This window comes from Pseudonocardia sp. C8, assembly GCF_014267175.1.
Lineage (GTDB): Bacteria > Actinomycetota > Actinomycetes > Mycobacteriales > Pseudonocardiaceae > Pseudonocardia.
Genome location: NZ_JACMTR010000002.1, coordinates 2,289,564 through 2,310,749 on the forward strand (window position 1 = coordinate 2,289,564; position 21,186 = coordinate 2,310,749).

Genomic DNA, 21,186 nt, shown 5'->3' on the forward strand with positions numbered 1-21,186 from the left:
AGGATAGCGCGGCCTGTCGCGACGACCAGCCCAGCTTGCTCGACATCGTCGAACCGGACACCACCACCGACAAGCCCGGCCGCGACACGGCCGAGCAGGGCACCGACGCGTGGTGGACCGACACGGCGATGAGGGCCATCCGGCGGCTCGCCGCGACCGGTAGGCCGTTCACCGCGTACGACGTGTCCGATCTCGGCGTCGTTGATCCCGATCACCCGGGCAGGTGGGGCGCACTGTTCGCCCGTGCCTCCCGCGAGGGTCTGATCACCTGCATCGGCGCCGAAGCATCCCGCCGACCCTCGCGGGCATCCGGCCTCTGTCGGCGATGGCGAGGGGTGGCACCATGACCGACACTGACCCGTGGGCCGAGACCAATCCGTCCACCGACGCCATCCGGTACGGGCGCCGCGCGCCGACGTTCGTCCCCGTGCCCGAGTGGATCGTCTGTGCTGGACTCAACGCGCAGGCTCTGGCGCTATACACCGTCCTGCTCGCACACGTGAACCGCGTCCGGGGCGACGGTGCGGCATGGCCTGGACAGGATGCACTCGCCGAGCTGCTCGGCTACACCAACCGGAAGACCATCTCCCGCTACCTGCCTGAGCTGACCGCGATCGGCGCTGTCGAGGTCACGACACAGACGCTCAAGACCGGCCGACGGAACGTCTACACGGTCAACGAACTGCCGCCCGACGAGTACACCGGCCCGCGCTCGCTCACCGCGTTCTACGCGACTAGGACTGAGCCAGTTGGGGGAACGTCCCCTCCAGGGGACGATGGGTCGTCCTCGCTAGGGGACAACGGGTCGTCCCCTACAAGGGACATGAATCAGAGGAACCGAACCAGAGGAACCGAACCAGACGAAGGAACCTCTGGCGACGCTTCCCCAGCGGGGGGTCATCGCGCAAGCGCGCTGACCGCAACGAAGGTCATCTACACGCCTCGTGGATTCGATCAGTGGGCTGAGGACTGCGACGCGATCCAGTACCTCGTAGCTGCCGCCATCAAGACCATGACCACCGCCGGTCTCGCCCCGCATCACGACGCTGCCGATGCAATCGGGCGCACGCTTACCGGGCTTGCCGAACGCGGTCACTCACGGGCCGACCTCGCGGCCTACGTCGAGCAGTGGGTGAACGAAGCAGGCACCACCCGTGGAGCCGGATGGCTCGCATCGGTTCTCCAGTCACCACCGACCTCGAACGGTACCGACCCCGACAAGTGTCCTTTCTGACCCCACACGGGAGAACCCATGATCGTCTGCAACACCTGCAACTGGGCCGAGGCCGAGCCCGGGGCTGAGGACTGTCGCGAGTGCCACCGGATGCTCACCGAGCACGTGGTCCCGACCCCGTGCGCGACCTGCGGTCAGGTCGCGTCGGCGCGCCGGGACGCTGATCCGGCCTCGGTGCGGTGCTGGTCATGCCGCGACGGGATCACGGCCGCACCGCTGGTGGTGCCCCGGCCCGCGCCCACCGGCGGGGAGCAGCTCGACCAGTGGGTCGGGAGCGAACCATGGACGTGATCGACGCCAGCACCTTGCGCGGAGTGATCCTCGCGCCCGACCCCGGCGGCGAGTGGGAACCGATCGAGCTGGCCGCGACATCGCCCGGACCGACCGACGCCCTGACGGTCGCGATCGAGTCCAGCGGTCCGGACCGCGCCGGACGGATTGCACGCGCCCTGCGTGAGCGCGGTTTCCACCCGGCCGTTGCCGCCGTCGTCGCCGCCTACGCCGGTCCGCACGACGATGCGCGACGTGCTCTCCGCGTCGCCGGCCGCCTGGACCTCGCCGATGCCCGCTCGGCGCTCGCCGGCCTCACCGCCCCCGCACCCCGCACACGGAAGGAAGCCACGATGACCGACTACCGCGTTCACGTTCCCGGCACCGGCCGGACCTTCGACGCCCGCACCGGCGCCGAGATCACGCCGGCCCAGCGGGCACACCCGGCCCGGTCGATCGGCCTCGCCTACGAGCAGGGCTACGGACTCCCGGCCGATGACCCGGGGGAGTGGGGGCCGATCCCCGACACCGAGGTCCGCGATCGGCACGGCCGGCTGATCGACCCGCCCACGCCGCCCGAGGCAGGCAACGTCGCGGCCCGGCCCCCGAGCGACGAGACGATCCGGCAGGTGCAGTGGCTGCGTCGGGAGTACCCGCACCTGTACGACTCCGGCCTCAGTGATCACGACCTGGCCAAGGACATGCTCGCCAGCCGGCCGATCATCGGCGGCGCGTTCGATCGGTCCGGCCAGCCCACCGCCCCGGCCGCCGTCGGGATGGCGATCGGTGGGTACGAGACCAACGATCGCCAGTTCTGCCGGGCCGGCGAGACCGAGATCGAGCGTCAGCAGCGGATCGCCGCGGCCGACTCGCAGAACCACGAGATCCAGGAGGCCCGGCGCTGGGCTGCGAAGTACACCGCCGAGCTCGGCCTCTGATCGATCAGAGAAGGGAGTGATCGCAATGGGTGGCAAGCCGAACCCGGGCACGCCGAAGGACAGGCGCCTGCGCGAGAACAAGCCCGCGCCGAAGAAGCGCGGTACGGCGTCCTCGTCGGGGAAGTCCGGCAGCTCGACGCGGAAGAAGTGATCGGCCCGGGGTCAACGTCGCCGGCCGACGCCGAACTCGGAGGCGTCGGACCCGGAATCGAAAGGGCCCTTGCTCGGCCTTCCTTCCGCCGGGCACGGCGGACTCTCCTCTGCCGCTCGGGCGCCTGCCCCGACCCCGTCCCGGCCGGGCCTCACCTCTCCTCGGGGAGCGCCCGGCCGGGACCTCCCGCCGATAGACTCGAACATGGTTTCGACACAACCCGACCGATCGGCAGCTCACCGGTGGCCACCACGATCCGTAGCCCACGAACCGAGGGCGACCCATCGAACCCCGTGGACGACCGACATCCGTCGTGGTCGTGTCGAGCGTGGGACCCGCACCTCGCTCGGATGCTGCGCATCGCCCGCCGCGCCGCCGGCCTCACCCAGCGCGACGTGGCCGCGCTCATGGGCTGCAACCGGGTCACGATCGCCCGGCTGGAAGGCGGCACCCGGGCGCCCAGCCGCCTGTTCGCCGGCCAGCTCGCCGCGGTCCTGCACCTCGACAACGGCCAGCGGGCCGCGCTGCTCGCCGGCGCCCGACCGACCAGCCCGTACCGGACCCACCGTGGAGATCAGCCCGGATGAGCCTCGTCCAACGCGGTACCGCCCACCGACCGGACGCCGACGATCAGCCCGCGCCGCCCAAGCCCGTCCGGCTGCCCGCCTGGCAGCGCGACGAGATCACCCACCGGGCCCGGATCACCGGCCAGCGCCCGACCGAGATCCTGACTGCGCTCGTTGCCTACGCCCTGAACGAGCTACCGCCCGGGTGGCGCCCGTAGCACGGTGGAGGGGGCGGCCGGTGCCCTTGCCCGGCGCCCGGCCGCCGTGCGCCCCGAGGTCCACCCACGGGTGCGGCACCGACACTACCGCGCACGATCCCGCCGTCCGGAGCGTGACAAGTGCGTGACACGCATGGTCCACATGCCATCTGACCTGCGCATCTCTGCGCCCCATCTGATACCGGGTCAAACGGTCCGACGGTCAGGTCGACGAGCGATCTCGCGACGGGATCTCGTCGTCCGCAGGACGGCGGACCGGTGGAAGGGGGCTCAGGCCCCCCTGCTCGACCGTCGCGAACCGCTCGCGCGCCGACTGGCGGGTCACGCCCAGCATCGTCGCGATCTGGCCCCAGCTCCGCCCGTTCGCCCGCGCCGCCGCTACCGCCTCGGCAACCTCGGCCTCAGCCTCGGCGCTGGCCACCACGGCCCGGCCCAGCCGACGCAAGTCGGACGCATCCGATCCCGGCGCCGAGACCTCCGCCGGGTCCAGCGCGTCCAACGCCTGCTCGGTCTCCCGAGCGGCACGCCGCAACTGCTCCACTGTGCGGGGCACGGTCATCACCTCTCAGAGCTGGTCATAGAACTTGCGTCGCAGCGGCATCGCATGGATCACCACGGGCAGTTCGTCTTCGTCGTCATCGAGCACCACCACTTCCAGCAGGCGCCCGATCCGATCGCCGCCGATGTAGAGATCCCGGTCACCACCCGCAACGATCCGTAGGGCGTTCCGCACCGCGTGCTCGATGTCAGCGTCAGCGATCCCGTGCTTCCGGGCGCTGTCCGCAATCTCCACCCTGACAGGGTAACCTGTCATTGGCAACATCGGGCCGGACAGAGTTCCGGCGCTGTGGATCTTCGCAGTAGAGTCCCGCGCCATGACCCCGCCCGACGAACCTGCCGGTCAGGACCCGACCGCCGTCGCCGCCCAATACGATCTGGCCGCCGCGCTCGAACGGCACACTCATGCCATCGAGAAGCTCGTCGACGCCCTCGACACACACGTCAGCGTCATGGCCGGCATGCCCGCCACCTTGGAGGCGCACACCACGGCGATGCAGGACCACCGCGGCGCGATGGACAATCTGGCCAACGCGATCACCGACCACATCGGCGCCATCCGCGAACTCGACTGACCGGCGCCTACCAGCCCGCATAGCTCCAGCACTGCCGGACCAGCGGCCGGCGGGCCATCGCGACGAGCCTGCAGCTCATCGCGGTGAAACGGGTCCTCTGATCGGAGATCACACGGATCGGCTTGGCGTGAGACCCCTGGACGCCACGACCTGGCCTGCCGCCCTACTCGGCGGCAGCAGCCTTCCGGCCTGCTGTGGTGATCTGCGCCGCGAACGCTCGCGCCTGGCTCGCTTTCGCCTGCTCGACCTGCACGGACCACTGGAAGTCCGGGCCGTCCACCACGAGCCACGTTTCCCGGGTGTCCACCTTCTTCTGCCACCCGTGGGCACCCGGGATCGCAGTCCGCGTTAACGTCGCCCGACCCGACACGCCACCTGTGTTGTCCACTGACGCCGACACCCCGGCCACGGGGCGTTCCTCCGCCTTCTCGTCGGCTAACAGGCTCGGCGTCCGCACGATCCGGTCCGGGAACAGATGCACGCCTGCCAGATGCGCGATCCGCTCCATCTTGTGTCGCTCAACCCAAGCGCGAACCGGATCTGTCCGCGCAAGGCGGTCCTGCGCTGCGGCCTGCTGGCGCTCGCTCCAACGCTTCAACTTGTCGAACACGGCGTCCCCCGGGGCTGTTGGCTCGCCTCTGCGGAGTCGCTGCACGGCGGAGACCGTTACACCCGGCCGCAACTCCATTTCCCAGGGGCCGACGTCGCCCGCACGTCCCCGCATGGCCGAGAGTCGTGATTCGCACCAGCCCGTTACATTCACCGCCGCGGATGCGAAGACACCGATGTGAACGCTGAGCCTCGAACAGGCACATCGCCGTCAGCCTCGTTTGTGACGGTAGCTCGCGCAGGCCTGGCCATGCTGTTCGTGGCCCTTGCGGTGACGGGGTGCGGGCCGGACCCGTGCTCGCCCGCCGAGCAGGAGAAGGCACGCAGCAGCGATGCCAGCGCCGTGCTGGACGGCACCCTCTCTCTGAAGGCTGCGTACGACCGCGAGTACGAGCGCCTGCAGACGTGCGGTCAGTGACGCGGCCCGGATGACACACCCATCGCGTCAGCCGGTGGCGCGCCGCTCGATCTCCTCCGAGACCCGCCGCCGCCACGCCTCGTAGGCCGTTCGGTCCGCGGCCAGCCCGATCCCGGCGATGCAGTCCGCGCACAGCCCGGCGATCCGCAGAAGCGTCGGTGCGCTGCAAGACTCGCAGGCGATCAGCTCGGCGAGCATGTCCGCCCGGTCACGCACCTCGATCTCAGCCACGCTGGCCATCCTGGCACCGCAGCGAGCGCAAAACCGCCCGCTACCCGGCGCTCACACCCCGCCAAACAGGTGGTCGCACCACTCTCGCCGCCGGCAGCCAGCTCAGGCCGCGGGTGTTGAGCCAGTGCGCCGCAGCGAACATGCCGCCCGTCTCGGCCGCGTCCAGCAGCTCGGGAGCGACGTCGCGCATCGCCCGCCACGTCTCGGCTGGCAGGGCGATGAGGTCATCGTCGGCCGTGCCGACCTCCTCGTCGGCCAACTCCTGATCAGACCGCTCCGGGGCCAGCCGGTACCGCTCACGGGTGCCGTTCGCCCACGTCAGCGCCTTGCGTCCCTGACTGCCGACCTCCCACTCGGTCCAGAGGTCCAGGTCGTCCCCGTGGCCCTCGTACACCAGGTCATCGAGGATCTGGAACGGGGTCCGGGACCCGTCGCGTCCGCGCTTCCACGGCGCCCCGACGGCCTCCATGGCCACCTTCTGCAGGTACTCGCCAAGCCCGGCCGAGCCCGGGTTGACCACCCGGACGTCCAGGCCACCGCGGTGCTCGACCGCGGAGTAACCGCGACGAGTCACCGCCCGCTCCCACCGCGGCCATAGCGACTCGCCCAGAGCCCGCACCATGTCGGGGCTCATGGGGGTGTCGAAGAAGATCAGCACGTGGGCGTGCGGGTGCCATCCAGCCTCGCCGTAGGTGACCTCTGTCGCCCGGACCCACCCGGTGATCCCGAAGCGTTCCCGCTCGGCTTGGTACGCCTTGCCGCTGGTCACCCGCCCCCAGGCGTAGGTCACCGCATCCCACAGGTCGGCCAGCGCCTGCCCCTTCCGGTGCCGCAGCGTCAACGTCAGTAGTGCCGCCGAGCCGCCCTCGCCGTGCGCGGCCGCGACGACGTGCGCGATCTCCTGCGCTCGGGACGCGCCGATCCGCGGCGCACACGTCGGACACGCATGCGGGGACCCGCACCGGGCGAGACCGGCGTACCCCGCCACCCGCTCACCCGTGGCGCCCGACAGCCGCAGCACCGGACCGCCGTGCTCGGATACACCGACCCGGCAGCACTTCCGCACCCGGTCCAACGTGGACACCTTCCAGAGGAACCTCTTGGCCGTCCACCGGTCTCCCCGGCGTGCCCCCCGTTCGCGCTGGTCACCGCCACGCCTGGCCCGCCGGGAAGGGTTACCCGTGTAGTCCTTACCAAGGGGCGCGCCTCCGGCGCGCCCGCCCCGCGCTCCCGACCTTCGGCCGGGCGCGGGGCGACACGGGTCGGGCGCCGTCGTCGTAGGGGCCGCCTCGCCTGCATCGGCCGCGGATCTACTGCGGGCCGCTCCGCTCGGGGCCTCGCTCCGGGAGGGAGGGAAGTGCCGTCCGGGGTCCCTTCCATCGCGACGGCCCCGGAGGGCAGCACGGCCACCGCGTCGGCCGCAAGCGTGGTCAGTGGGGCCCCGGTCGAGCGGGTCGGTTGCGGCCGTCACGGCGTCCGTGCTGGGCTGGCGCCGCCGACGCGACGGAAGGGACCCCTCGGCACCGGTCATGCGGCGGGGCCGCTCTCCGGTCCGTCTGAGCGGGTCGCTGCGGTCACGGCGTCGCAGTACTGGGCATAGGTGCACAGCGGGGAGCGCAGCCGGGTCAACGGCATCCCGGGCGCGGACAGCAGGGCGATCCCCGGCGTGGCCACGGTGTGCTGGTCGGCCACGGCCGGGGCGGCGCCCGGGTGCAGCAGCTCGACGCTGGCCCTGTTGTCGACCCGGTAGCTCAGTCGGTGGCTGGCCTGTGATCGCTCGTAGGCGCCGATGATCGCGGCCTCGGCCCGCTGGACGATCAGCAGTACGCGCACGCCGGCCTTGCGGCCCTCAGCCAGGAGGCGGGCCAGGGCAGACCGGGCCCGCTTGCCGAGACCCTTGTCTGTCACGTCCAGCAGGCGCAGCAGGCCCGCGTACTCCTCGACGACGACAAACAGGATCGGGACCTCGGTGCCCAACGCGACGGCGTCCCGGCCGGCCGGGATTTCGGTGATCCGGTGGTCCATCTCCCGGACCAGGTGTTCGAACAGGGCGACGTGTGCGGCCGGGTCGGCAGTGCCGAGCACAACGTCACCGTGATCGGGGCGCTTGCTCCACGGGGCCAGCAGCAACCCGGACACGTCGGACCCGGTAACGCGCACGTCCTCGGCAACGGCAAGCTGGGACAGCAGACCGTAGGAGCCGACCGACTTCCCGGAGCCGGTGGACCCGGCCAGAATCAGGTGTGCGCTGGCGCCCAGCGCCACGGAGACGGCCGTACCGTCCTCACCGGTCCCCAACACCAGAGGCTCGAGCGCGGAGCGCACCGGACGACTCAGGGCGCCGTTCTCGGTCATCAGGGGGTCGCAGAGCAAGAGCGTCACCCGGACCCGGCCGGGGCGCACCGACACCACCCGGCAAGCGGCCACGCCCATGCCCTCGGCCAATCGGGGCGCCACCGCAGCGAGATCATCGGGGAGCTGGCCGGGCAGCAGCCGAACGTGCAGGACGATCTCGTCGGTGAGTTCCACCCGCTCGACAACCGGGGCCAGGGTCACCGAGATCCCGGCCCCGTTCGTGATGTCGCGACTGGCCTCGGTGCCCTCCACGGTCTGACGCCACCGGTCCACCAGCACCGTGGTGGCCAGCTCGTGCTCGGTACGACGACGGCGCATCTCACGCCGCCTCGTCCCGGATGCGGGCCAGGTAGGCGTTGATCTCGGCACGGTCCGCGGGCGAGGTGCGTGCACGGGAGCGCCCGACGACGATCTCAGTCCAGACGATGCCGGGCCGGTCTCGCTCGGTGAACACGAGCATGGCCAGCGTCCCGCACACCGCCGCGGCCAACACCAGGGCCGATACGACCGGCCCGACGATCCCGAGCCACCACCACGCCGCGTCCCCGGCGAACCCGAGCACGGCGACCGGGCCGAACACCACGATGCCCAGCCCGACCACCACGACCAGCCAGATCATGACGCCGCCGACCGGTACCGTTCGGCCAGGAACCGGTCCACGTCCTCGACCCGGAACCGCACCGTCCGGCCCGTCAGGGCAATGACCGGGAGCTGGCCGGCCTCGACCAATCGCAGCACGGTCCGCCCGCTGAGCCGCAACCGTGCCGCCACCTCGCGAGTCGTGAGCAGCCGCTCCACCTCCGGCGCGCTCATGACGTCACCAGCACGTCAGCGACACGAAATTGTGCGCCGCAGCGCCGACACTCGTAGTCACCCCGGCCGAGGTCCAACGTGTTGTCCGACAGGCAGGCCGGACACTGCTCCCGGCGAGCGGCGGCGGCCTCATCGACCGTGACGCCCAGGTGCTCGCAGTGCTCGATCACGGCCGCGACGGCGGCCATCCAGGACCCGAACGCCGGCAGGTGTTCGGTCTCGGCGCAGGTACCACAGAGCGTCGCGCACAGCACTCCGACCGGGGTGTCCATCGTCGCCACCGCCAGCTCGTCCCGGGCCCCGCAGGACGCGCACTGCTCGGCCACCGGACACCGAGACGTGTCGTCCAGATTTACACGGCCGGCCATCACGACGCCGCCTGCTCGGACGGCGGGACCGGCTTGGGGCGGCCGGCTGTCCCACTGGCCTCGATCCCGTCCGCGAGCCACGAGAACGCGATCTTGGTGAAGTTTCCGCCCGTGTCGGCCCACGGCTTCACCCGCAGGTTCACGAACCGGACCGGGCGCCACTTCTCGGTGGTCGGCTCGTCATATGAGGACACCCGCACCCCGGCGATCTCGGCCCGATCGGCGTCATCGTCGTCCACGATCACGTCAACCACCCACACGGGTACGCCGTTGTCGTCAACGGCCTGGTTCCCGGTGCGACGCCGGCTGCCGTCGGAGAGTTCGCCGTACTCAGCCCGGGCCGCAGCCTTCCCGGTGCCGATGAACTGGACCTTGGTCGAATCGACCGGAATCTCGCGCATGGTGCCGGCTCCATTCTCTGATGTTCGTTGCGAACTCTTGCAACTCTGACTTCACCGAGGATAGGAGCCTGTCACGACTCTGGCAACACCGCATGACTCTTACGACACTCGCAACCCTGACTACCTGCCACGTTGCCGCAGTAGAGGACGGAACTCGTGCGACCCTTACAGAGTGAGCGAGGAGTCCCGGTTGATCAGGACCGCCGAAGCTGCGAAGGCACTCGGTGTTGATCCGGCCACCCTGAGTCGGTGGGCCAAGGCCGGCATCGTCAAGCCAGCCACGCGCACGGCGGGAGGACAAGCGCGCTGGGACCTCGATGATCTACGGCGCCAGCTCGACGAGCGGAACGCGCAGGCTGAGGAGTAGGCCCCCACCCGCAAGGGTGGTGATCGTGAACGTTGAGCGGGGAGTCCCCTGAATCACGTAATACGCGACACCCGCTCATCAAAGTTGGTGACCGACCAACTCAGTCGTCGCGTGTAGCCGTCCGGTCGTCGCTGAGCAGACCCGACGTGAGCCGCCGGACGGAACACTTGTCTCTGTCACAGGTGACGCTCGGCGGGCTGATCAACTGGCGTGCGACAACCTCACGCCCAAGCCGGATGCGATCACATGTCTCAGAGAGGTGGCACCGCCATGACGACCAACGAGGTCGGCAAACTCTACCTGCCCTGGCTCATCGGGAGCACCGATGAGTACGACCGGTCGCGACAACCGACTAAGTTCCTCGACTCTTCGCCGATGCTCGATGGAGAGCGGATCACCGAGACGCAGATCGGCCGAGTTCTGCAGCGTGCCGAGGCGCTGGGACTCGTGAGGGGAACGCGGTCGATGGGCTCGACATTACCGCTCGACGTTCGGATCTTGCCGCCGGGGCGACAGTGCGTCGAGGACTACGCGGGGGACATGAACGAGTTCGAGCGGTCCCTACGCGGGACATCGAGCACGACACAGACGATGAACGTGCACCAGCGCGACGGTGGCAACGTCTCTGGGTTCAACTTTGGTGACACCGCGCAGTCCACGAGGATCGAGGTTCTGGCTGCGCCTGAACGCATCCAGGCTGGTGCTGACGCTGCCGAGGAGCTACTTCGGCTCTACCCACAGGTGCAGAACCGCTCTGAGATCGAGAGCGCCGTCGAGGCTGCGCGGCAGGCAGCCGTGGACGGAGATGACGAGGAGCGGGCGTCGGCGGCCAGCCGTCTCGTCACGGCAATCACCACCATGGCAGGCGTCTCGACCCTTGCGCGATTCGTGATCGACTGGCTTGGCGGACCGGGCGCGCTCGGCTAACGCAGGCTGAATCGGCCCCCCGTCCGACGAACACCCGGGCCTCCCCGCTCCGGCCCTGGCCGGCCGCAGAAGGGTGGACCGGGCGTTCATCGGACGGCTACGTCGGCCTCCGAGACAACCTCACGACCGGTCTACTACCGACCGCGCACGGGTGGTCTCCTTGACCAGACGCCGCACGAGAGCCGTGGGTTCCTCACCCAGCATCTCAGCAGCCTCGACAATCATGGCGGTGACGGCCAGCTCGTAAGCCTCACGGCCCATCGCACGGCAGAGCGCCATCTCGCGCTCGTAGGTGTCGACCCCGTGCTCGCGCAGGACGGCCAACGCGGCGGGGGAGTAGGCCACCGGGTCCGGATCGGTGACGGTGATACCGGAAGCATCGTCGTTGACGATCCGGTGGTAGCCCGCGGGGGCCTGGTTGTTCATCTCGTGCATGATCGATTCCTGCCTCTCTCTCGTGATCTTGCGTCGGTCACGCTTCAGTCAAGGTGGCACCCGCGTCAGTACGTGACAGGCGCGCCATTGCGCGACACCGAGCCCCTGGTCACCGCCCACATGAGTCACGGGGAGTGACAGCAACCGACAGTCCTGGCGGTCTGGGGGTCAAGGGGTCGCAGGTTCAAATCCTGTCGTCCCGACAGGCCGGAACTGGGCGGTTCTCCACCGGGAGAGCCGCCCTTTTTCATGCTGTGACCAGCGCAGATGCGGACCGGCAAGATCATTGCTGTTGATCTTGTAGTCGATCTTCGGAGGCCTCGTACCGACACGGCGTGGTGCCGTTCGTGGTGCGAATCTGGCTAGCGTTCTGCGCATGGCCACCACCGGACGGTCCCGCCGCAAGGGGCGGATCGAGACGTTGCCGAGCGGTTCGCTGCGCGTCGTCGTCTACGCCGGTGTCGACCCGGTGAGCGGGAAGCGGCACTTCCTGCGGGAGCTCGTGCCGGCGGGCCCCAGAGCGCAGAAGGAAGCCGAGCGGGTCCTGCGTCGGCTCGCCTCGGAGGTCGACGACGAGAAGAACCCCAAGACCACGGCGACGGTCGATCAGCTGCTCGACAAGCACTTCGAGCTGCTGGAGATCGAGCCGACCACGTTGTCGACCTACCGGACGCTGTGTCGCAAGCACGTCCGCCCGCTGATCGGTAGGCAGAAGGTCGGGGCGCTTCGTGCCTCGATCTTCGACGCGTTCTATGCCGAGCTGCGTCGCTGCCGCGATCACTGCGACCGCCGCGACAAGACACGTATCGATCACCGGACCGCACGCGAGCACAGGTGCGATCATCGTTGCGGCGTGCACGTGTGCCGGCCGTTGTCGAAGTCGACGATCCGGCAGGTCCACGTGATTCTCTCCGGGGCGCTTCGGCGAGCGGTGCGCTGGGGCTGGATCAACCGGAACCCGATCGAGCTCGCCGACCCGCCGCCGTCTCCGACGCCGAACGCTCGGCCCCCGACGGCTGCCGAGGCGGCGCAGCTGCTGGCCGAGGCCGGGAAGGACCCGGAGTGGGGGCTGCTGGTGTGGTTGACCATGGTGACCGGCTTCCGGCGCGGTGAACTCTGTGCACTGCGCTGGGGCGACGTCGACCTGGAGTCCGGAACCCTGACCATCGAGCGCAGCATCGCCCAGCTCGACGACCGCACCTGGATGAAGGACACCAAGACCCACCATCAGCGTCGGATCGCACTCGACGAGGATTCGCGGGATGCACTGGGTGAGCACCGCGATCGGTGTTCGCGCCGGGCGGCGGCTGCGGGGACGGTCCTGGCCGACGAGGCGTTCGTGTTCTCGCCGGCGCCCGATGGTTCGCAGTATCTCGTCCCGCGGTCGGTGAGCCAGCGCTACGGGCGGATGGCGAAGCGGCTCGGGATCAAGACCACGATCCACAAGCTCCGTCACTACTCGGCCACAGAGCTGATCTCGGCGGGTGTCGACGTCCGGACCGTCGCGGGACGTCTCGGGCACGGAGGGGGCGGCACGACGACGCTGCGGGTCTACGCGGCCTGGATCTCCGAAGCGGATCAGCGTGCCGCTCAATCCCTGGCGACCAGGCTGCCCGCGCGACCGCAGGCTCGGCTCGATGGCAGTGCCGGACCTTTGACCGGGTGATCACTCGATAGCACGGCCGCCGTGGCCGTCCAGGGCGCTGCGCGTCGCCTTCGGCGACAGGCCTCCGGCCTGCCCTGGACCCTCCCGCCGGCGGCCGTGCTGCGGGATCCGCGAGTGGCGGGGAACTGCGCCCGCCACCCGTCGGATGAGCCGGGCCGCATGCTCGGCCGAGGACCGGGAGATCAGCATGGCCACCACGATGAACACGCGGGCTCTGTCGACCAGCACCAAGCGGACCATTCACGAGGAGGAAGCCGCCCGGGGATTCTCGTCGGTGGGCAGCCTTGCGGTCCGGGTCGCCGGATGGGTGCCCACGCGGGTCGATCTGAGATTCGCCGGGACGCCGCAGCAGCAGCTGGGCCTGTCGCTCGGGACGGTGCTGGTGTACATGGCGACGCACCTGACCGCCCACCAGATCGCCGAGAAGTGGGCGGCTGCGGCGCCTGCGGCTCGGGTGTTGTCGCAGTCGCTCCCGCGGGACCGTCGGCCGGCATTGTCGTCGGGGCCGTGGCTGGTGTCGGCGATGGTGCGCTTCGCGGGGGCGCCCACGGTGACGACCGATGTCATGACCTCCCAGCCCGGCCGGGACGTCCCGACGCTGTTGCGCGTGCAGGTGGGGCCGGTCACCTGGGAGCTGGCAGACGCGGTGGCATACACGTCGATGCTCAACGCCTGGCGTGTCGCCGCCGATCTGCTGGAGGCACGGGCCGACGCGGCGAGTGTCCGGGCGTCGTAGGCGTGCGTGTCGCGGGCCACGGCCGGTGGCGGGCGCGATGACGGTGCGGTCCGTCCACGGCTTGCCCGCCGATTCCTCGCCGCCCCACCCGCCCGGGTGACGTCGCGAACGGTTGACCCAGCAGGTGGTCGAGGCGTTCGGCCGCGACGCCACACCGGTCGAGCGAGCGCGAGGATCCGCCGCGCCGTGGCCGCCCCGCCCTCTGATCACGCCCCGCCACGCGGCGGGGCCGTCCCGCGCGTCTGCGCGGGACGCCGATCAGCGGACGGAGTCCCGATGACCACCGATCTCGACCACCTCTCGGCGAGCGCCCGCAACGCCTCCCTCCAGGAACTCGTCACCCTGCTCGAACGCCAGCAGGCCGCCAAGCATGATGTCGTCGTCGCCGCGTCCGCGCTGCGTTGCGAGCGCGGGATGCTGCGGGCGACGAACACCCACCAGCGGTTCGACCTCGACGGCGTGACCCGCAGGGACGCGCTGCTGGCCCCGACCCGGCTCGCCGAGGCCGGTATGGCGGACAGGTTCCGCATCCCGACCGATTACCTGCGTCGGATGCGCGCTGAGCACCTCGACCTCTACGACGCCAATGTCAACGGGTGGCTCGGGCACCAGCCCGAACGTCGGTTTCTCGTGCGCGGACTCGTCGATCACTCGGGCGCCGGGGTGTTGCGGGCGTTGCTGTCGGACGCGTTCCGCATCGTCGATCACCTCGACGTCCTGATGACGGTGCTGGACGGCGTCAGCGAGGCCGGCGCGGCGGTGGACGTTGCCCAGGCCGATCTCACCGAGGCCCGGATGTATCTGAAGATCCGGTCGCGAGAGATCGCGACAATGGCGCCGCAGCTGCTGCGGAACTACACCTCGCCGTTCACCCGGGCCCGTGGTGCGGAGAACCCGCTCGTCTTCGCGGGCTTCGTCGTCTCCAACAGCGAGACCGGGCACGGTGCCTTCACCATCAGTCCGCAGATCACGGTCCAGATCTGCGACAACGGCATGACGCTGACTAAGCATGCGCACCGGGAGGTCCACCTCGGCGGGAAGCTGCCGGCGGGCGCGATCCGCTGGAACCAGGACACCCACGATGCCTCGCTCGCCTTGGTCCGCAAGTGCACCCGCGACGCGGTCGCGACGTTCCTGAGCGAGGATTTCCTGAGCCGGCGGATCGCGGAGCTCGAGCAGGACGCCTCGACGCCGGTGCGGGATCCCCAGCCGCTGATCGAGCACGTGGGTGCCCGGCTGCGGTTCTCCGAGACCGCCCGCGCGGCGATCCTCAACAGGTTCATCGAGGGCGGTGACATGACCTCGGGCGGGATGATGCACGCCGTGACGGCCGCGGCACAGGACATGGCCGATGCCGACGAGTCGCACGCCCTCGAAGCCGCCGGGGTTGAGGCGATGCAGCGGGCCGCCGCCTTCGTCAGGGCCGGAACGTGACCGGGACCTCGCGATGGACACCGCTGTTCTGATCAGCCTGGTCATGGCCGGTGTCGCCGACATTCTCGCCACCATCGCGTTGGTGGTGGCCCTGCGGCGACGCCGTGTACCGCGCCACCGCTCGTCGATCGACTTGAAGCGCCACTGACCGACCCGCCTGGTCGCTCGGACATGCCGTCCCGGTGACCAGGCAGGGCCGGGGCGGGCACACGCTGGCAGCGTCGACCGGGGCCCGGCGCGGAGCCGCCCGCGAACCGGCACGGGTGAACCCGCTGCCGGAGCCACCCGCTGCGCTCGCATCGAGAACGCGGGTCCACACCGGCCGGCCCCCGGCCGAACCCGCTCCGGGCCGCAGGTCGACGCTGCCCGGATACGCGGTGCGCCCCGGCCGTTGGGGCGCACCGCCGGTCCCGGGATCGGCGGAACGACCTCACCCAACGGAGGCAACGTGAACCCCGATGACCCGACCACACCGTCCGAACCGGAACACGACACCGAGCTGGGCGCACTGCTGTGGGCCGACCCCGCAGAGCTCGAGATCGAGATCAACACACGCACGGTTCCCGTACTGGACGCCCACTTCGTCGCCTCCATCCGGGACCGCGGCGTTCGGGAGCCCGTCACGGTGCGCCGGCGCGCCTCCGACGGGCGGCTCGTGGTGCGAAAGGGAACACGACGCACCCTTGCTGCGGTGAGGGTCGGCCTGGAGCGGATCCGGGTGCTCCTTGAGCCCGACGCGGCGCCGGAGACCACGACCGACCGCGACGAGGAGGCCGAACGGATCATCGATCAGCTCGGGGAGAACCAGCACCGTGCCGGGATCACCGACCGCGACGAGGTGCACGCCCACCAGGAGCTACTGGAACTCGGCTTCAGCCCGGCCGAGATCGCACGGCGCACCCACAGCAAGGCCGACCGCATCCGGACGACCACGTCGATCGCGCGCTCACCGCTCGCGGCCGGCGTCATGGACCGCTACGACCTGGATCTGACCCAGCTCGCCGTCATCGCCGAGTTCGACGACGACGCCGAGGCGGTCAAGGAACTCACCGTCGCCGCGCGGCGGACACCACAACTGTTCGACCACATCGCCCAGCGGCTCAGGATGACCAGGGCGCGGGAGGCTGCCGAACGCGACCGGCTCACCGAACTGGCCGAGGCCGGCGTGACGATCCTCGACCGCAGCCGACACCCGGACGCGATCGAGGTACAGCAACTCCGCCCCCGCGTCGACGACGAGCCCGGCACCATCCTGACCGACCAGCAGCACACCGCCTGCCCCGGGCACGCGATCTCAGTGACGGCATACACGGGCCGTGAGGGTGTCCAGTGCTATGAGATTGCCTGGTGCACAGAGCCGACGCGGTACGGTCACACCGCGCGCTTCGCTCCCGCGACCGCCTCCCAGCCTGCACCAGGCCGGGTCCAGAACGGCGAGGACGAGCGCGATCCGGGCGTGGACACGGGCTTCGGGGACGACGACGAGGATGCCGCGTCGTGGCAGGCCGCAGCCGAGGAGCAGGCCCGCCGCGTCGCCGCCGTGGAACGGATCGAGCGCGAGCGGATCCGCATTCGGAACGAGGCCGTCCAGGCGGCGGAGGCTGTGCGCAGGAGCTGGCTCGCGACCTTCCTCTCCCGCAAGAATCCGCCGAAGGATGCGGTTCGCTACTGCGCGGCCTCGCTCGCCCACGGCATCAGCGGCCTCGACCGCAGCTACGCGAACGGGCACGCGCTCGCCCGCGGGTTGCTCGGAACCGACACCCTCCGACGCGGATCGGACGCTGGAGGACAGGCGAGCGACGCGCTGCTCGCGGCGATCCGAACCGCGACACCCGGGCGAGCGACCGTCGTCCTGCTGGCCATCGTCCTCGCCGGACACGAGCTGTCGATGCGGTTGCGGAACTGGGTCGAACACGACGATGAGGTCGCGGCATACCTGCGACAGCTCGAAGAGTGGGGCTACGACCTCGCACCGATCGAGCAGCTGATGGTCGAGCCGCAGGCCGACATCGTCGTCGACGGCGACATGCTCGAATCCGAGTCCTAGCGTCAAGTTCCTGGCGTCCTGGTCCGCCCGGTCCGCGGAGTCGGGTCTGCAGTGGCCCCAGGGCGGCAGTGGCGCGCGCCCGGGACGGGGCCCGGATGAGCGGCTGCTGCCGCTGGCGACACGTTTGCATGTGTGACGGACTGCGCACGAAGCGGGCCCCGCCTCGCTGTACGACTGACAGGCTTCCGGAGCTGCCGGGCGCTCTGTTGCCCATCGGCACGGACGTGCTCATGGCCCTGGGCCCAGAGGAGGCGGATGTGCACGGGGATTCCGACCGTGACCTTGCGCGGCTCTACCTCGAACGAGCCCTGCCGCGTCGATGGCGTCACGTGCAGGGCGTGGCGCGGCGTGCGGAGGCCGTCGCCGGTCACCTGGACGACGGCGAGCTCCTGGTGACCGCGGCCTGGCTGCACGACATCGGCTACGCGCCGGAGCTGGCCGAGACCGGATTCCACCCGCTCGACGGTGCCCGCGCCCTGCGCGAACTCGGCGTCGGTGCGCGGCTCTGGGGCCTGGTCGCCCACCATTCGGCTGCCGTTCACGAGGCCCAGGCGCTCGGCATGGCTGATGAGCTCGACGAGTTCGCCGACGAACGCGGGCTCGTCCGCGATCTCCTCTGGTTCTTCGACATGACCACCAGCCCCGACGGGGGTCCCGTTACGTTCGCCCAGCGCATGGCCGACATCCGCGATCGCTATCCGCCCGGGCACTACGTCATCCGATCCCTGGGACCGAGCCTGCATGACAGGCGAGCGGCCGTGGAGCGCGCTGGTCGCTGGCTACACGCCGTCGGGCTCGACCCCCGCTGTCCGTAGTTGGACACGCAACGGGTGACCGCACCGGCTCAGGCGCACCGCCCCGTTCGGAGCCGGCGCCATGGCGGTCCGGCGGTCAGATTTCAGGCGACGATGTTGGGTCGTGCCCGGTCGCGGTGTCGATGCCGCGTGGATTCCTCCGTGAGACCGGTTCAGGCGGGAGACGCCCGAAGGTCAGCACACCCGGCGAGGGCCATCGATGAACCCGTCGCCCGTCCATCCCGGTGACCCCGGGCGCGGACACATCGGAGGCCGCCTCCGGCGGCCGCAGCCCGTCGAGCGGGCCCGCGCCCGGGCACGACCGGGATGGACGAGCCGGAACCCCCGACCGCCCCCACCGGGCGCACTGAGGCGGAGCCGCGTCACTCACCAGCACCGATCCCTCGGGAGGAACATCATGAGCGGCTTCGAGATCCCCGTCACGATCACCGGCCACCTCGGACAGGACCCGAAGTTCTACTCCAAGGACGGAAGCGCCAGCGCGGTCCGCGTCTCGGTCGCCTTCACCCCGCGCGAGTTCGACCGCCGCCGCGGTGACTGGGTCCAGCGCCCCACCGTCTGGCACGACGTGGTGGCCTTCGGCCAGCTGGCCGACAACGTTCACGCCAGCCTGCGCAAGGGCGACCCGGTGATCGTCGTCGGGAAGCTCCGCGACAACTCCTACACCCGGGAGAGCCGCCAGGAGGGTGGCGAGGACATCCTCGTCCGTCGCACCGACCTCCGTGCCGACTACGTCGGCCTCGACCTCAACCGCGCCACCGTGGCGGTCACGAAGAACCGGCGCCCGGAACCGCAGGCCGACGAGCAGGCTGATCAGCCGGCGCAGGAGGCGCAGACCACCGGCTGAGCCGGTCGGCCGGGGCGGTCCGGGGACCGTCCCGGCCGGGCAGCGCCCGGTCGACGACAGTCGCGCGCCGGCGCCGCCCGACGGTGCCCGGCGGTCCGGCCCCGGGCCAGGCCCTCCGCTGCGCTCCGGTCGCACGCGATCGCCTCCGGCGAGCCGGCCCCGAGCCGCGGGGACCGCCGGGGCGGGCGTCGCCCACCGACGCGACGACTGCCGGTCACCAGGACCGCAGGTGTCGGTGCCGGCTCGCAACCGAGCCGGAGCCACATCGAGAGGGCGACGTCATGGACTGGCGAGACGAGGCGCGCTGCCGCACGGCAGATCCCGAGCTGTTCTTCCCGGAGCCCGGTCGAGGGCAGCAGACCCGCCGGCAGGTGGCGCGCGCCGTGGCGATATGCCATACGTGTCCGGTGCGGACGCCGTGCCTCGAGTGGGCGATCCGGCACCGGGAGCAGTTCGGCGTGTGGGGCGGCGTGACCGCGCGGGCGCGTCGGGCGATGGGGCCCGGACACGCCCTACCACCGGTCGCGGTCAAGCTCGAGATCACCTCGGACATGTCGACGAAGGAACGGCGCGCCGTCGGGGTGGCCCTACTGGCGCGAGGTGTCCGCCGGGCCGAGGTCGCCGACCGGGTCGGAGTCACGGAGCGGACGGTCGACCGGTGGATCGCCGCTGGCAAACGACGGGGCCGAGCACGACAGTGCCCGTCGCGGCGGCGCGATGTCGGCCCCGGACCCGCCTGCGCCCTGCCATCGTCATCCGAACGGCAGGACGGATCCGGAGGAGGGCGCCGTGCGGGCTGACACATCACGCCAGGAACGGTCCGATCTCGACCGGTTGCGCCACGCCGCGGTGGCTGCGTCGCGTGCGGGACTTTTCGTCTTCCCGCTCAGGACCCTGACCAAGGTCCCGGTGTTCCACGGTGAGACCAACTGCCGGGGACGGGGAATCTGTTCGGACGGGCACCGCAGCTGGGAACAGCGCGCGACCAGCGACCCGGACCGTGTCTGCCGGTGGTGGAGCCGGGAGCCGTTCAATGTCGGCATCGCTTGTGGTCCGTCGCGTCTGCTTGTCCTCGATCTCGACACCTCCGACGGCCACGGCGGTGGCCTCGCCGCGCCTTCCGGGCTGGATGCCCTGGCAGCGCTGGCCAACGACCGAGGCGAGACCGTGAGCGGGACCTACACCGTGCTGACACCAACCGGGGGACAGCACCGGTACTTCCGCCTTCCCGGCGGCGCGGAGCTGCGAAATACGCAAGGTGCACTTGCGCCGCGCATCGACACGCGGGGCGGCGGCGGATACGTCGTCGGAGCAGGAAGTGCGCTGCCAGGCGGCCGCTACTCGGTCGTCGTCCCACCGCCGATCGCGATGCTGCCGGAGTGGATCCGGCGGCTACTCAGCCAGCCTGCGCGACAGCCGGCCCACGAGGGCCCGGCGCCGACGGGTCCGGTGTCTGCGTCGTACGTGACGGCGATCGTCGCGGGGGAGGCGGCCGGTGTCCGGGCGGCGCTCGTCGGAACCCGGCAGTGGACGATCTACCGCGCTGCACGCACACTCGGCCGCCTTGTCGGCGCCGGCCACCTCGACGAAGACGTCGCGGCGTCCGTCGTCACGGACGCCGCCGCCGTCCACGTCGGCGTCGACGGCATGACCGCCGCCGAGGTCGCGCGCGCCGTGCGGCGCGGGATCGCCTACGGACGGCGGTCGCCGCGTCTCCTGGGGACAGCGAGCGCCATGCCGGGGGAGCGCTGATCGGGTAGGCCGCCCCGTTCGGCGCGGGTGGGCCTCCGGCACACGGCCCGACTGGATCGCCCGGAGGTCAGCACAGCCGCGGTGGGGCAAGCGTCGATGAACCCGGCCGACCCATCCCGGTGAGACCCCGTCGCGTCGGTCGGAAAGCTGCGGTCGGGCGCGGGGTCACACCGGGATGGGCCAGCCGGAACCCCCGACGTCCCCTCCGGGGACCCCACCACGGCCGTGCTGAGGAGGACCGCGTTCCACCCGCACCGAGCACCGGAGGCCCAGATGTTCCTCACCGCGAACCCCGCCGACAACACCGCGCGCGACCTGGTCATCGACTACGAGCTCACCGAGGACGACGTCTACAACGACAACTACGAGGTGCTCGACATCGAGCACGAGCTGGGCGAGTCCGAGCCCGCCTTCTGACCCCGAGCGGCTCGCCGGTCACGTGCCGGCGAGCCTTT

At 70.7% G+C, this 21,186-nt stretch carries 32 protein-coding genes; 21 read left to right on the plus strand and 11 right to left on the minus strand.

Translation table 11 applies throughout. From position 1 onward, the window contains the following. The first annotated feature begins 35 nt into the window (after nt 1–35). The 7 genes from H7X46_RS11335 (at nt 36) to H7X46_RS11360 (ending at nt 3,377) form a co-directional block, all read left to right on the plus strand. On the plus strand, nt 36–347 hold the full coding sequence (locus tag H7X46_RS11335) for a hypothetical protein (RefSeq protein WP_186359359.1): 312 nt from the start codon (nt 36–38) through the stop codon (nt 345–347). Further along, a complete protein-coding gene (locus tag H7X46_RS11340; protein WP_186359360.1) occupies nt 344–1,234 on the plus strand; it encodes a helix-turn-helix domain-containing protein in 891 nt (296 codons plus the stop codon). Before H7X46_RS11335 ends, H7X46_RS11340 begins: the two co-directional genes overlap by 4 nt. 18 nt (nt 1,235–1,252) lie before the next feature. Next, nucleotides 1,253–1,525, plus strand: a complete 273-nt coding sequence (locus tag H7X46_RS11345) for a hypothetical protein (protein WP_186359361.1) — start codon at nt 1,253–1,255, stop codon at nt 1,523–1,525. Continuing rightward, nucleotides 1,516–2,442, plus strand: coding sequence for a hypothetical protein (locus tag H7X46_RS11350; RefSeq protein WP_186359362.1), 927 nt, complete (start codon nt 1,516–1,518; stop codon nt 2,440–2,442). The genes H7X46_RS11345 and H7X46_RS11350 overlap by 10 nt, the downstream gene beginning before the upstream one ends. 25 nt (nt 2,443–2,467) lie before the next feature. Beyond that, a complete protein-coding gene (locus tag H7X46_RS29535; protein ID WP_255426119.1) occupies nt 2,468–2,593 on the plus strand; it encodes a hypothetical protein in 126 nt (41 codons plus the stop codon). A gap of 350 nt (nt 2,594–2,943) precedes the next feature. Next, nucleotides 2,944–3,180 carry a helix-turn-helix transcriptional regulator gene (locus H7X46_RS11355; RefSeq protein ID WP_186359363.1) on the plus strand — a complete coding sequence of 79 codons (237 nt, stop codon included), beginning with the start codon at nt 2,944–2,946 and terminating at the stop codon, nt 3,178–3,180. Then, nucleotides 3,177–3,377: a hypothetical protein gene (locus tag H7X46_RS11360; protein ID WP_186359364.1), complete on the plus strand. Its 201-nt coding sequence runs from the start codon at nt 3,177–3,179 to the stop codon at nt 3,375–3,377. Before H7X46_RS11355 ends, H7X46_RS11360 begins: the two co-directional genes overlap by 4 nt. A gap of 202 nt (nt 3,378–3,579) precedes the next feature. Here H7X46_RS11360 and H7X46_RS11365 read toward each other — a convergent pair whose 3' ends face one another. Further along, nucleotides 3,580–3,936: a sigma-70 family RNA polymerase sigma factor gene (locus tag H7X46_RS11365; protein ID WP_186359365.1), complete on the minus strand. Its 357-nt coding sequence runs from the start codon at nt 3,934–3,936 to the stop codon at nt 3,580–3,582. A gap of 6 nt (nt 3,937–3,942) precedes the next feature. Further along, nucleotides 3,943–4,170 (minus strand): hypothetical protein, encoded by a 228-nt coding sequence (locus tag H7X46_RS11370; protein ID WP_186359366.1) that lies wholly within the window; start codon nt 4,168–4,170, stop codon nt 3,943–3,945. A gap of 82 nt (nt 4,171–4,252) precedes the next feature. Between H7X46_RS11370 and H7X46_RS11375 the strand changes: the two genes are divergently transcribed. Next, nucleotides 4,253–4,510, plus strand: coding sequence for a hypothetical protein (locus H7X46_RS11375; protein WP_186359367.1), 258 nt, complete (start codon nt 4,253–4,255; stop codon nt 4,508–4,510). 163 nt (nt 4,511–4,673) lie between these two features. Here the strand turns inward: H7X46_RS11375 and H7X46_RS11380 are convergent, their stop codons facing one another. Next, nucleotides 4,674–5,120, minus strand: coding sequence for a hypothetical protein (locus H7X46_RS11380; protein WP_186359368.1), 447 nt, complete (start codon nt 5,118–5,120; stop codon nt 4,674–4,676). Nucleotides 5,121–5,369: 249 nt separating this feature from the next. Here H7X46_RS11380 and H7X46_RS11385 point away from each other — a divergent pair, with 249 nt between their 5' ends. After that, complete coding sequence (locus H7X46_RS11385) at nt 5,370–5,537, plus strand: hypothetical protein (protein WP_186359369.1); 168 nt, start codon at nt 5,370–5,372, stop codon at nt 5,535–5,537. Between the two features lie 27 nt (nt 5,538–5,564). Here the strand turns inward: H7X46_RS11385 and H7X46_RS11390 are convergent, their stop codons facing one another. From H7X46_RS11390 to H7X46_RS11420, 7 genes are all read right to left on the minus strand, one after another. Next, nucleotides 5,565–5,768, minus strand: a complete 204-nt coding sequence (locus H7X46_RS11390; protein ID WP_186359370.1) for a hypothetical protein — start codon at nt 5,766–5,768, stop codon at nt 5,565–5,567. A 40-nt stretch (nt 5,769–5,808) separates the two neighbouring features. Beyond that, nucleotides 5,809–6,852 (minus strand): protein rep, encoded by a 1,044-nt coding sequence (locus tag H7X46_RS11395; protein WP_186359371.1) that lies wholly within the window; start codon nt 6,850–6,852, stop codon nt 5,809–5,811. 443 nt (nt 6,853–7,295) lie between these two features. Continuing rightward, nucleotides 7,296–8,441 (minus strand): FtsK/SpoIIIE domain-containing protein, encoded by a 1,146-nt coding sequence (locus H7X46_RS11400; protein ID WP_186359372.1) that lies wholly within the window; start codon nt 8,439–8,441, stop codon nt 7,296–7,298. Between the two features lies 1 nt (nt 8,442). Further along, complete coding sequence (locus H7X46_RS11405) at nt 8,443–8,742, minus strand: hypothetical protein (RefSeq protein WP_186359373.1); 300 nt, start codon at nt 8,740–8,742, stop codon at nt 8,443–8,445. After that, complete coding sequence (locus H7X46_RS11410) at nt 8,739–8,936, minus strand: AlpA family transcriptional regulator (RefSeq protein WP_186359374.1); 198 nt, start codon at nt 8,934–8,936, stop codon at nt 8,739–8,741. The genes H7X46_RS11405 and H7X46_RS11410 overlap by 4 nt, the downstream gene beginning before the upstream one ends. Next, complete coding sequence (locus tag H7X46_RS11415) at nt 8,933–9,262, minus strand: hypothetical protein (protein ID WP_222131273.1); 330 nt, start codon at nt 9,260–9,262, stop codon at nt 8,933–8,935. Before H7X46_RS11415 ends, H7X46_RS11410 begins: the two co-directional genes overlap by 4 nt. 41 nt (nt 9,263–9,303) lie before the next feature. Further along, nucleotides 9,304–9,705, minus strand: a complete 402-nt coding sequence (locus tag H7X46_RS11420; RefSeq protein ID WP_186359376.1) for a hypothetical protein — start codon at nt 9,703–9,705, stop codon at nt 9,304–9,306. Nucleotides 9,706–9,877: 172 nt separating this feature from the next. On the opposite strand from H7X46_RS11420, the gene H7X46_RS11425 reads away from it, so the two are divergent. Then, complete coding sequence (locus H7X46_RS11425) at nt 9,878–10,072, plus strand: MerR family DNA-binding transcriptional regulator (protein WP_186359377.1); 195 nt, start codon at nt 9,878–9,880, stop codon at nt 10,070–10,072. 270 nt (nt 10,073–10,342) lie between these two features. Further along, a complete protein-coding gene (locus tag H7X46_RS11430) occupies nt 10,343–10,999 on the plus strand; it encodes a hypothetical protein (RefSeq protein WP_186359378.1) in 657 nt (218 codons plus the stop codon). A gap of 120 nt (nt 11,000–11,119) precedes the next feature. Here the strand turns inward: H7X46_RS11430 and H7X46_RS11435 are convergent, their stop codons facing one another. Continuing rightward, nucleotides 11,120–11,434, minus strand: a complete 315-nt coding sequence (locus H7X46_RS11435; protein ID WP_186359379.1) for a hypothetical protein — start codon at nt 11,432–11,434, stop codon at nt 11,120–11,122. A 376-nt stretch (nt 11,435–11,810) separates the two neighbouring features. Between H7X46_RS11435 and xerC the strand changes: the two genes are divergently transcribed. The 10 genes from xerC to H7X46_RS11480 all read left to right on the plus strand — a co-directional run bounded on the left by xerC (nt 11,811) and on the right by H7X46_RS11480 (nt 21,148). Next, entirely contained in the window at nt 11,811–13,100 is a 1,290-nt protein-coding gene (gene xerC, locus H7X46_RS11440; protein ID WP_186359380.1) for a tyrosine recombinase XerC, read from the plus strand. Between the two features lie 187 nt (nt 13,101–13,287). Next, nucleotides 13,288–13,836, plus strand: a complete 549-nt coding sequence (locus H7X46_RS11445) for a hypothetical protein (RefSeq protein ID WP_186359381.1) — start codon at nt 13,288–13,290, stop codon at nt 13,834–13,836. A gap of 276 nt (nt 13,837–14,112) precedes the next feature. Beyond that, nucleotides 14,113–15,270 carry a DUF932 domain-containing protein gene (locus H7X46_RS11450; RefSeq protein ID WP_186359382.1) on the plus strand — a complete coding sequence of 386 codons (1,158 nt, stop codon included), beginning with the start codon at nt 14,113–14,115 and terminating at the stop codon, nt 15,268–15,270. Between the two features lie 13 nt (nt 15,271–15,283). After that, the gene (locus tag H7X46_RS29540; RefSeq protein ID WP_255426120.1) at nt 15,284–15,418 is read left to right on the plus strand and encodes a hypothetical protein; all 135 of its coding nucleotides are present in this window, start codon (nt 15,284–15,286) and stop codon (nt 15,416–15,418) included. Nucleotides 15,419–15,718: 300 nt separating this feature from the next. After that, complete coding sequence (locus tag H7X46_RS11455) at nt 15,719–17,317, plus strand: ParB N-terminal domain-containing protein (RefSeq protein WP_186359383.1); 1,599 nt, start codon at nt 15,719–15,721, stop codon at nt 17,315–17,317. A gap of 257 nt (nt 17,318–17,574) precedes the next feature. Then, a complete protein-coding gene (locus H7X46_RS11460; RefSeq protein WP_222131274.1) occupies nt 17,575–18,132 on the plus strand; it encodes an HD domain-containing protein in 558 nt (185 codons plus the stop codon). A 397-nt stretch (nt 18,133–18,529) separates the two neighbouring features. Next, a complete protein-coding gene (locus H7X46_RS11465) occupies nt 18,530–18,979 on the plus strand; it encodes a single-stranded DNA-binding protein (RefSeq protein ID WP_186359385.1) in 450 nt (149 codons plus the stop codon). Between the two features lie 281 nt (nt 18,980–19,260). Further along, the gene (locus tag H7X46_RS11470) at nt 19,261–19,779 is read left to right on the plus strand and encodes a WhiB family transcriptional regulator (RefSeq protein WP_186359386.1); all 519 of its coding nucleotides are present in this window, start codon (nt 19,261–19,263) and stop codon (nt 19,777–19,779) included. Further along, a complete protein-coding gene (locus H7X46_RS11475; protein WP_370588712.1) occupies nt 19,769–20,731 on the plus strand; it encodes a bifunctional DNA primase/polymerase in 963 nt (320 codons plus the stop codon). Before H7X46_RS11470 ends, H7X46_RS11475 begins: the two co-directional genes overlap by 11 nt. Before the next feature lie 273 nt (nt 20,732–21,004). Then, nucleotides 21,005–21,148: a hypothetical protein gene (locus H7X46_RS11480; RefSeq protein WP_186359387.1), complete on the plus strand. Its 144-nt coding sequence runs from the start codon at nt 21,005–21,007 to the stop codon at nt 21,146–21,148. Nucleotides 21,149–21,186 lie beyond the last annotated feature (38 nt).

Bases quoted from the DNA above. Each gene is read 5' to 3' on its own strand.
- H7X46_RS29535 (WP_255426119.1), top strand. From the start codon at position 2,468: ATGGGTGGCAAGCCGAACCCGGGCACGCCGAAGGACAGGCGCCTGCGC.
- H7X46_RS11360 (WP_186359364.1), top strand. From the start codon at position 3,177: ATGAGCCTCGTCCAACGCGGTACCGCCCACCGACCGGACGCCGACGAT.
- H7X46_RS11445 (WP_186359381.1), top strand. From the start codon at position 13,288: ATGGCCACCACGATGAACACGCGGGCTCTGTCGACCAGCACCAAGCGG.
- H7X46_RS11420 (WP_186359376.1), bottom strand. From the start codon at position 9,705: ATGCGCGAGATTCCGGTCGATTCGACCAAGGTCCAGTTCATCGGCACC.
- H7X46_RS11340 (WP_186359360.1), top strand. From the start codon at position 344: ATGACCGACACTGACCCGTGGGCCGAGACCAATCCGTCCACCGACGCC.
- H7X46_RS11355 (WP_186359363.1), top strand. From the start codon at position 2,944: ATGCTGCGCATCGCCCGCCGCGCCGCCGGCCTCACCCAGCGCGACGTG.
- H7X46_RS11470 (WP_186359386.1), top strand. From the start codon at position 19,261: ATGGACTGGCGAGACGAGGCGCGCTGCCGCACGGCAGATCCCGAGCTG.
- H7X46_RS11385 (WP_186359369.1), top strand. From the start codon at position 5,370: ATGCTGTTCGTGGCCCTTGCGGTGACGGGGTGCGGGCCGGACCCGTGC.
- H7X46_RS11435 (WP_186359379.1), bottom strand. From the start codon at position 11,434: ATGCACGAGATGAACAACCAGGCCCCCGCGGGCTACCACCGGATCGTC.
- H7X46_RS11450 (WP_186359382.1), top strand. From the start codon at position 14,113: ATGACCACCGATCTCGACCACCTCTCGGCGAGCGCCCGCAACGCCTCC.
- H7X46_RS11465 (WP_186359385.1), top strand. From the start codon at position 18,530: ATGAGCGGCTTCGAGATCCCCGTCACGATCACCGGCCACCTCGGACAG.
- H7X46_RS11430 (WP_186359378.1), top strand. From the start codon at position 10,343: ATGACGACCAACGAGGTCGGCAAACTCTACCTGCCCTGGCTCATCGGG.
- H7X46_RS11350 (WP_186359362.1), top strand. From the start codon at position 1,516: ATGGACGTGATCGACGCCAGCACCTTGCGCGGAGTGATCCTCGCGCCC.
- xerC (WP_186359380.1), top strand. From the start codon at position 11,811: ATGGCCACCACCGGACGGTCCCGCCGCAAGGGGCGGATCGAGACGTTG.
- H7X46_RS11405 (WP_186359373.1), bottom strand. From the start codon at position 8,742: ATGATCTGGCTGGTCGTGGTGGTCGGGCTGGGCATCGTGGTGTTCGGC.
- H7X46_RS11345 (WP_186359361.1), top strand. From the start codon at position 1,253: ATGATCGTCTGCAACACCTGCAACTGGGCCGAGGCCGAGCCCGGGGCT.
- H7X46_RS11400 (WP_186359372.1), bottom strand. From the start codon at position 8,441: ATGCGCCGTCGTCGTACCGAGCACGAGCTGGCCACCACGGTGCTGGTG.
- H7X46_RS29540 (WP_255426120.1), top strand. From the start codon at position 15,284: ATGGACACCGCTGTTCTGATCAGCCTGGTCATGGCCGGTGTCGCCGAC.
- H7X46_RS11365 (WP_186359365.1), bottom strand. From the start codon at position 3,936: ATGACCGTGCCCCGCACAGTGGAGCAGTTGCGGCGTGCCGCTCGGGAG.
- H7X46_RS11410 (WP_186359374.1), bottom strand. From the start codon at position 8,936: ATGAGCGCGCCGGAGGTGGAGCGGCTGCTCACGACTCGCGAGGTGGCG.
- H7X46_RS11375 (WP_186359367.1), top strand. From the start codon at position 4,253: ATGACCCCGCCCGACGAACCTGCCGGTCAGGACCCGACCGCCGTCGCC.
- H7X46_RS11480 (WP_186359387.1), top strand. From the start codon at position 21,005: ATGTTCCTCACCGCGAACCCCGCCGACAACACCGCGCGCGACCTGGTC.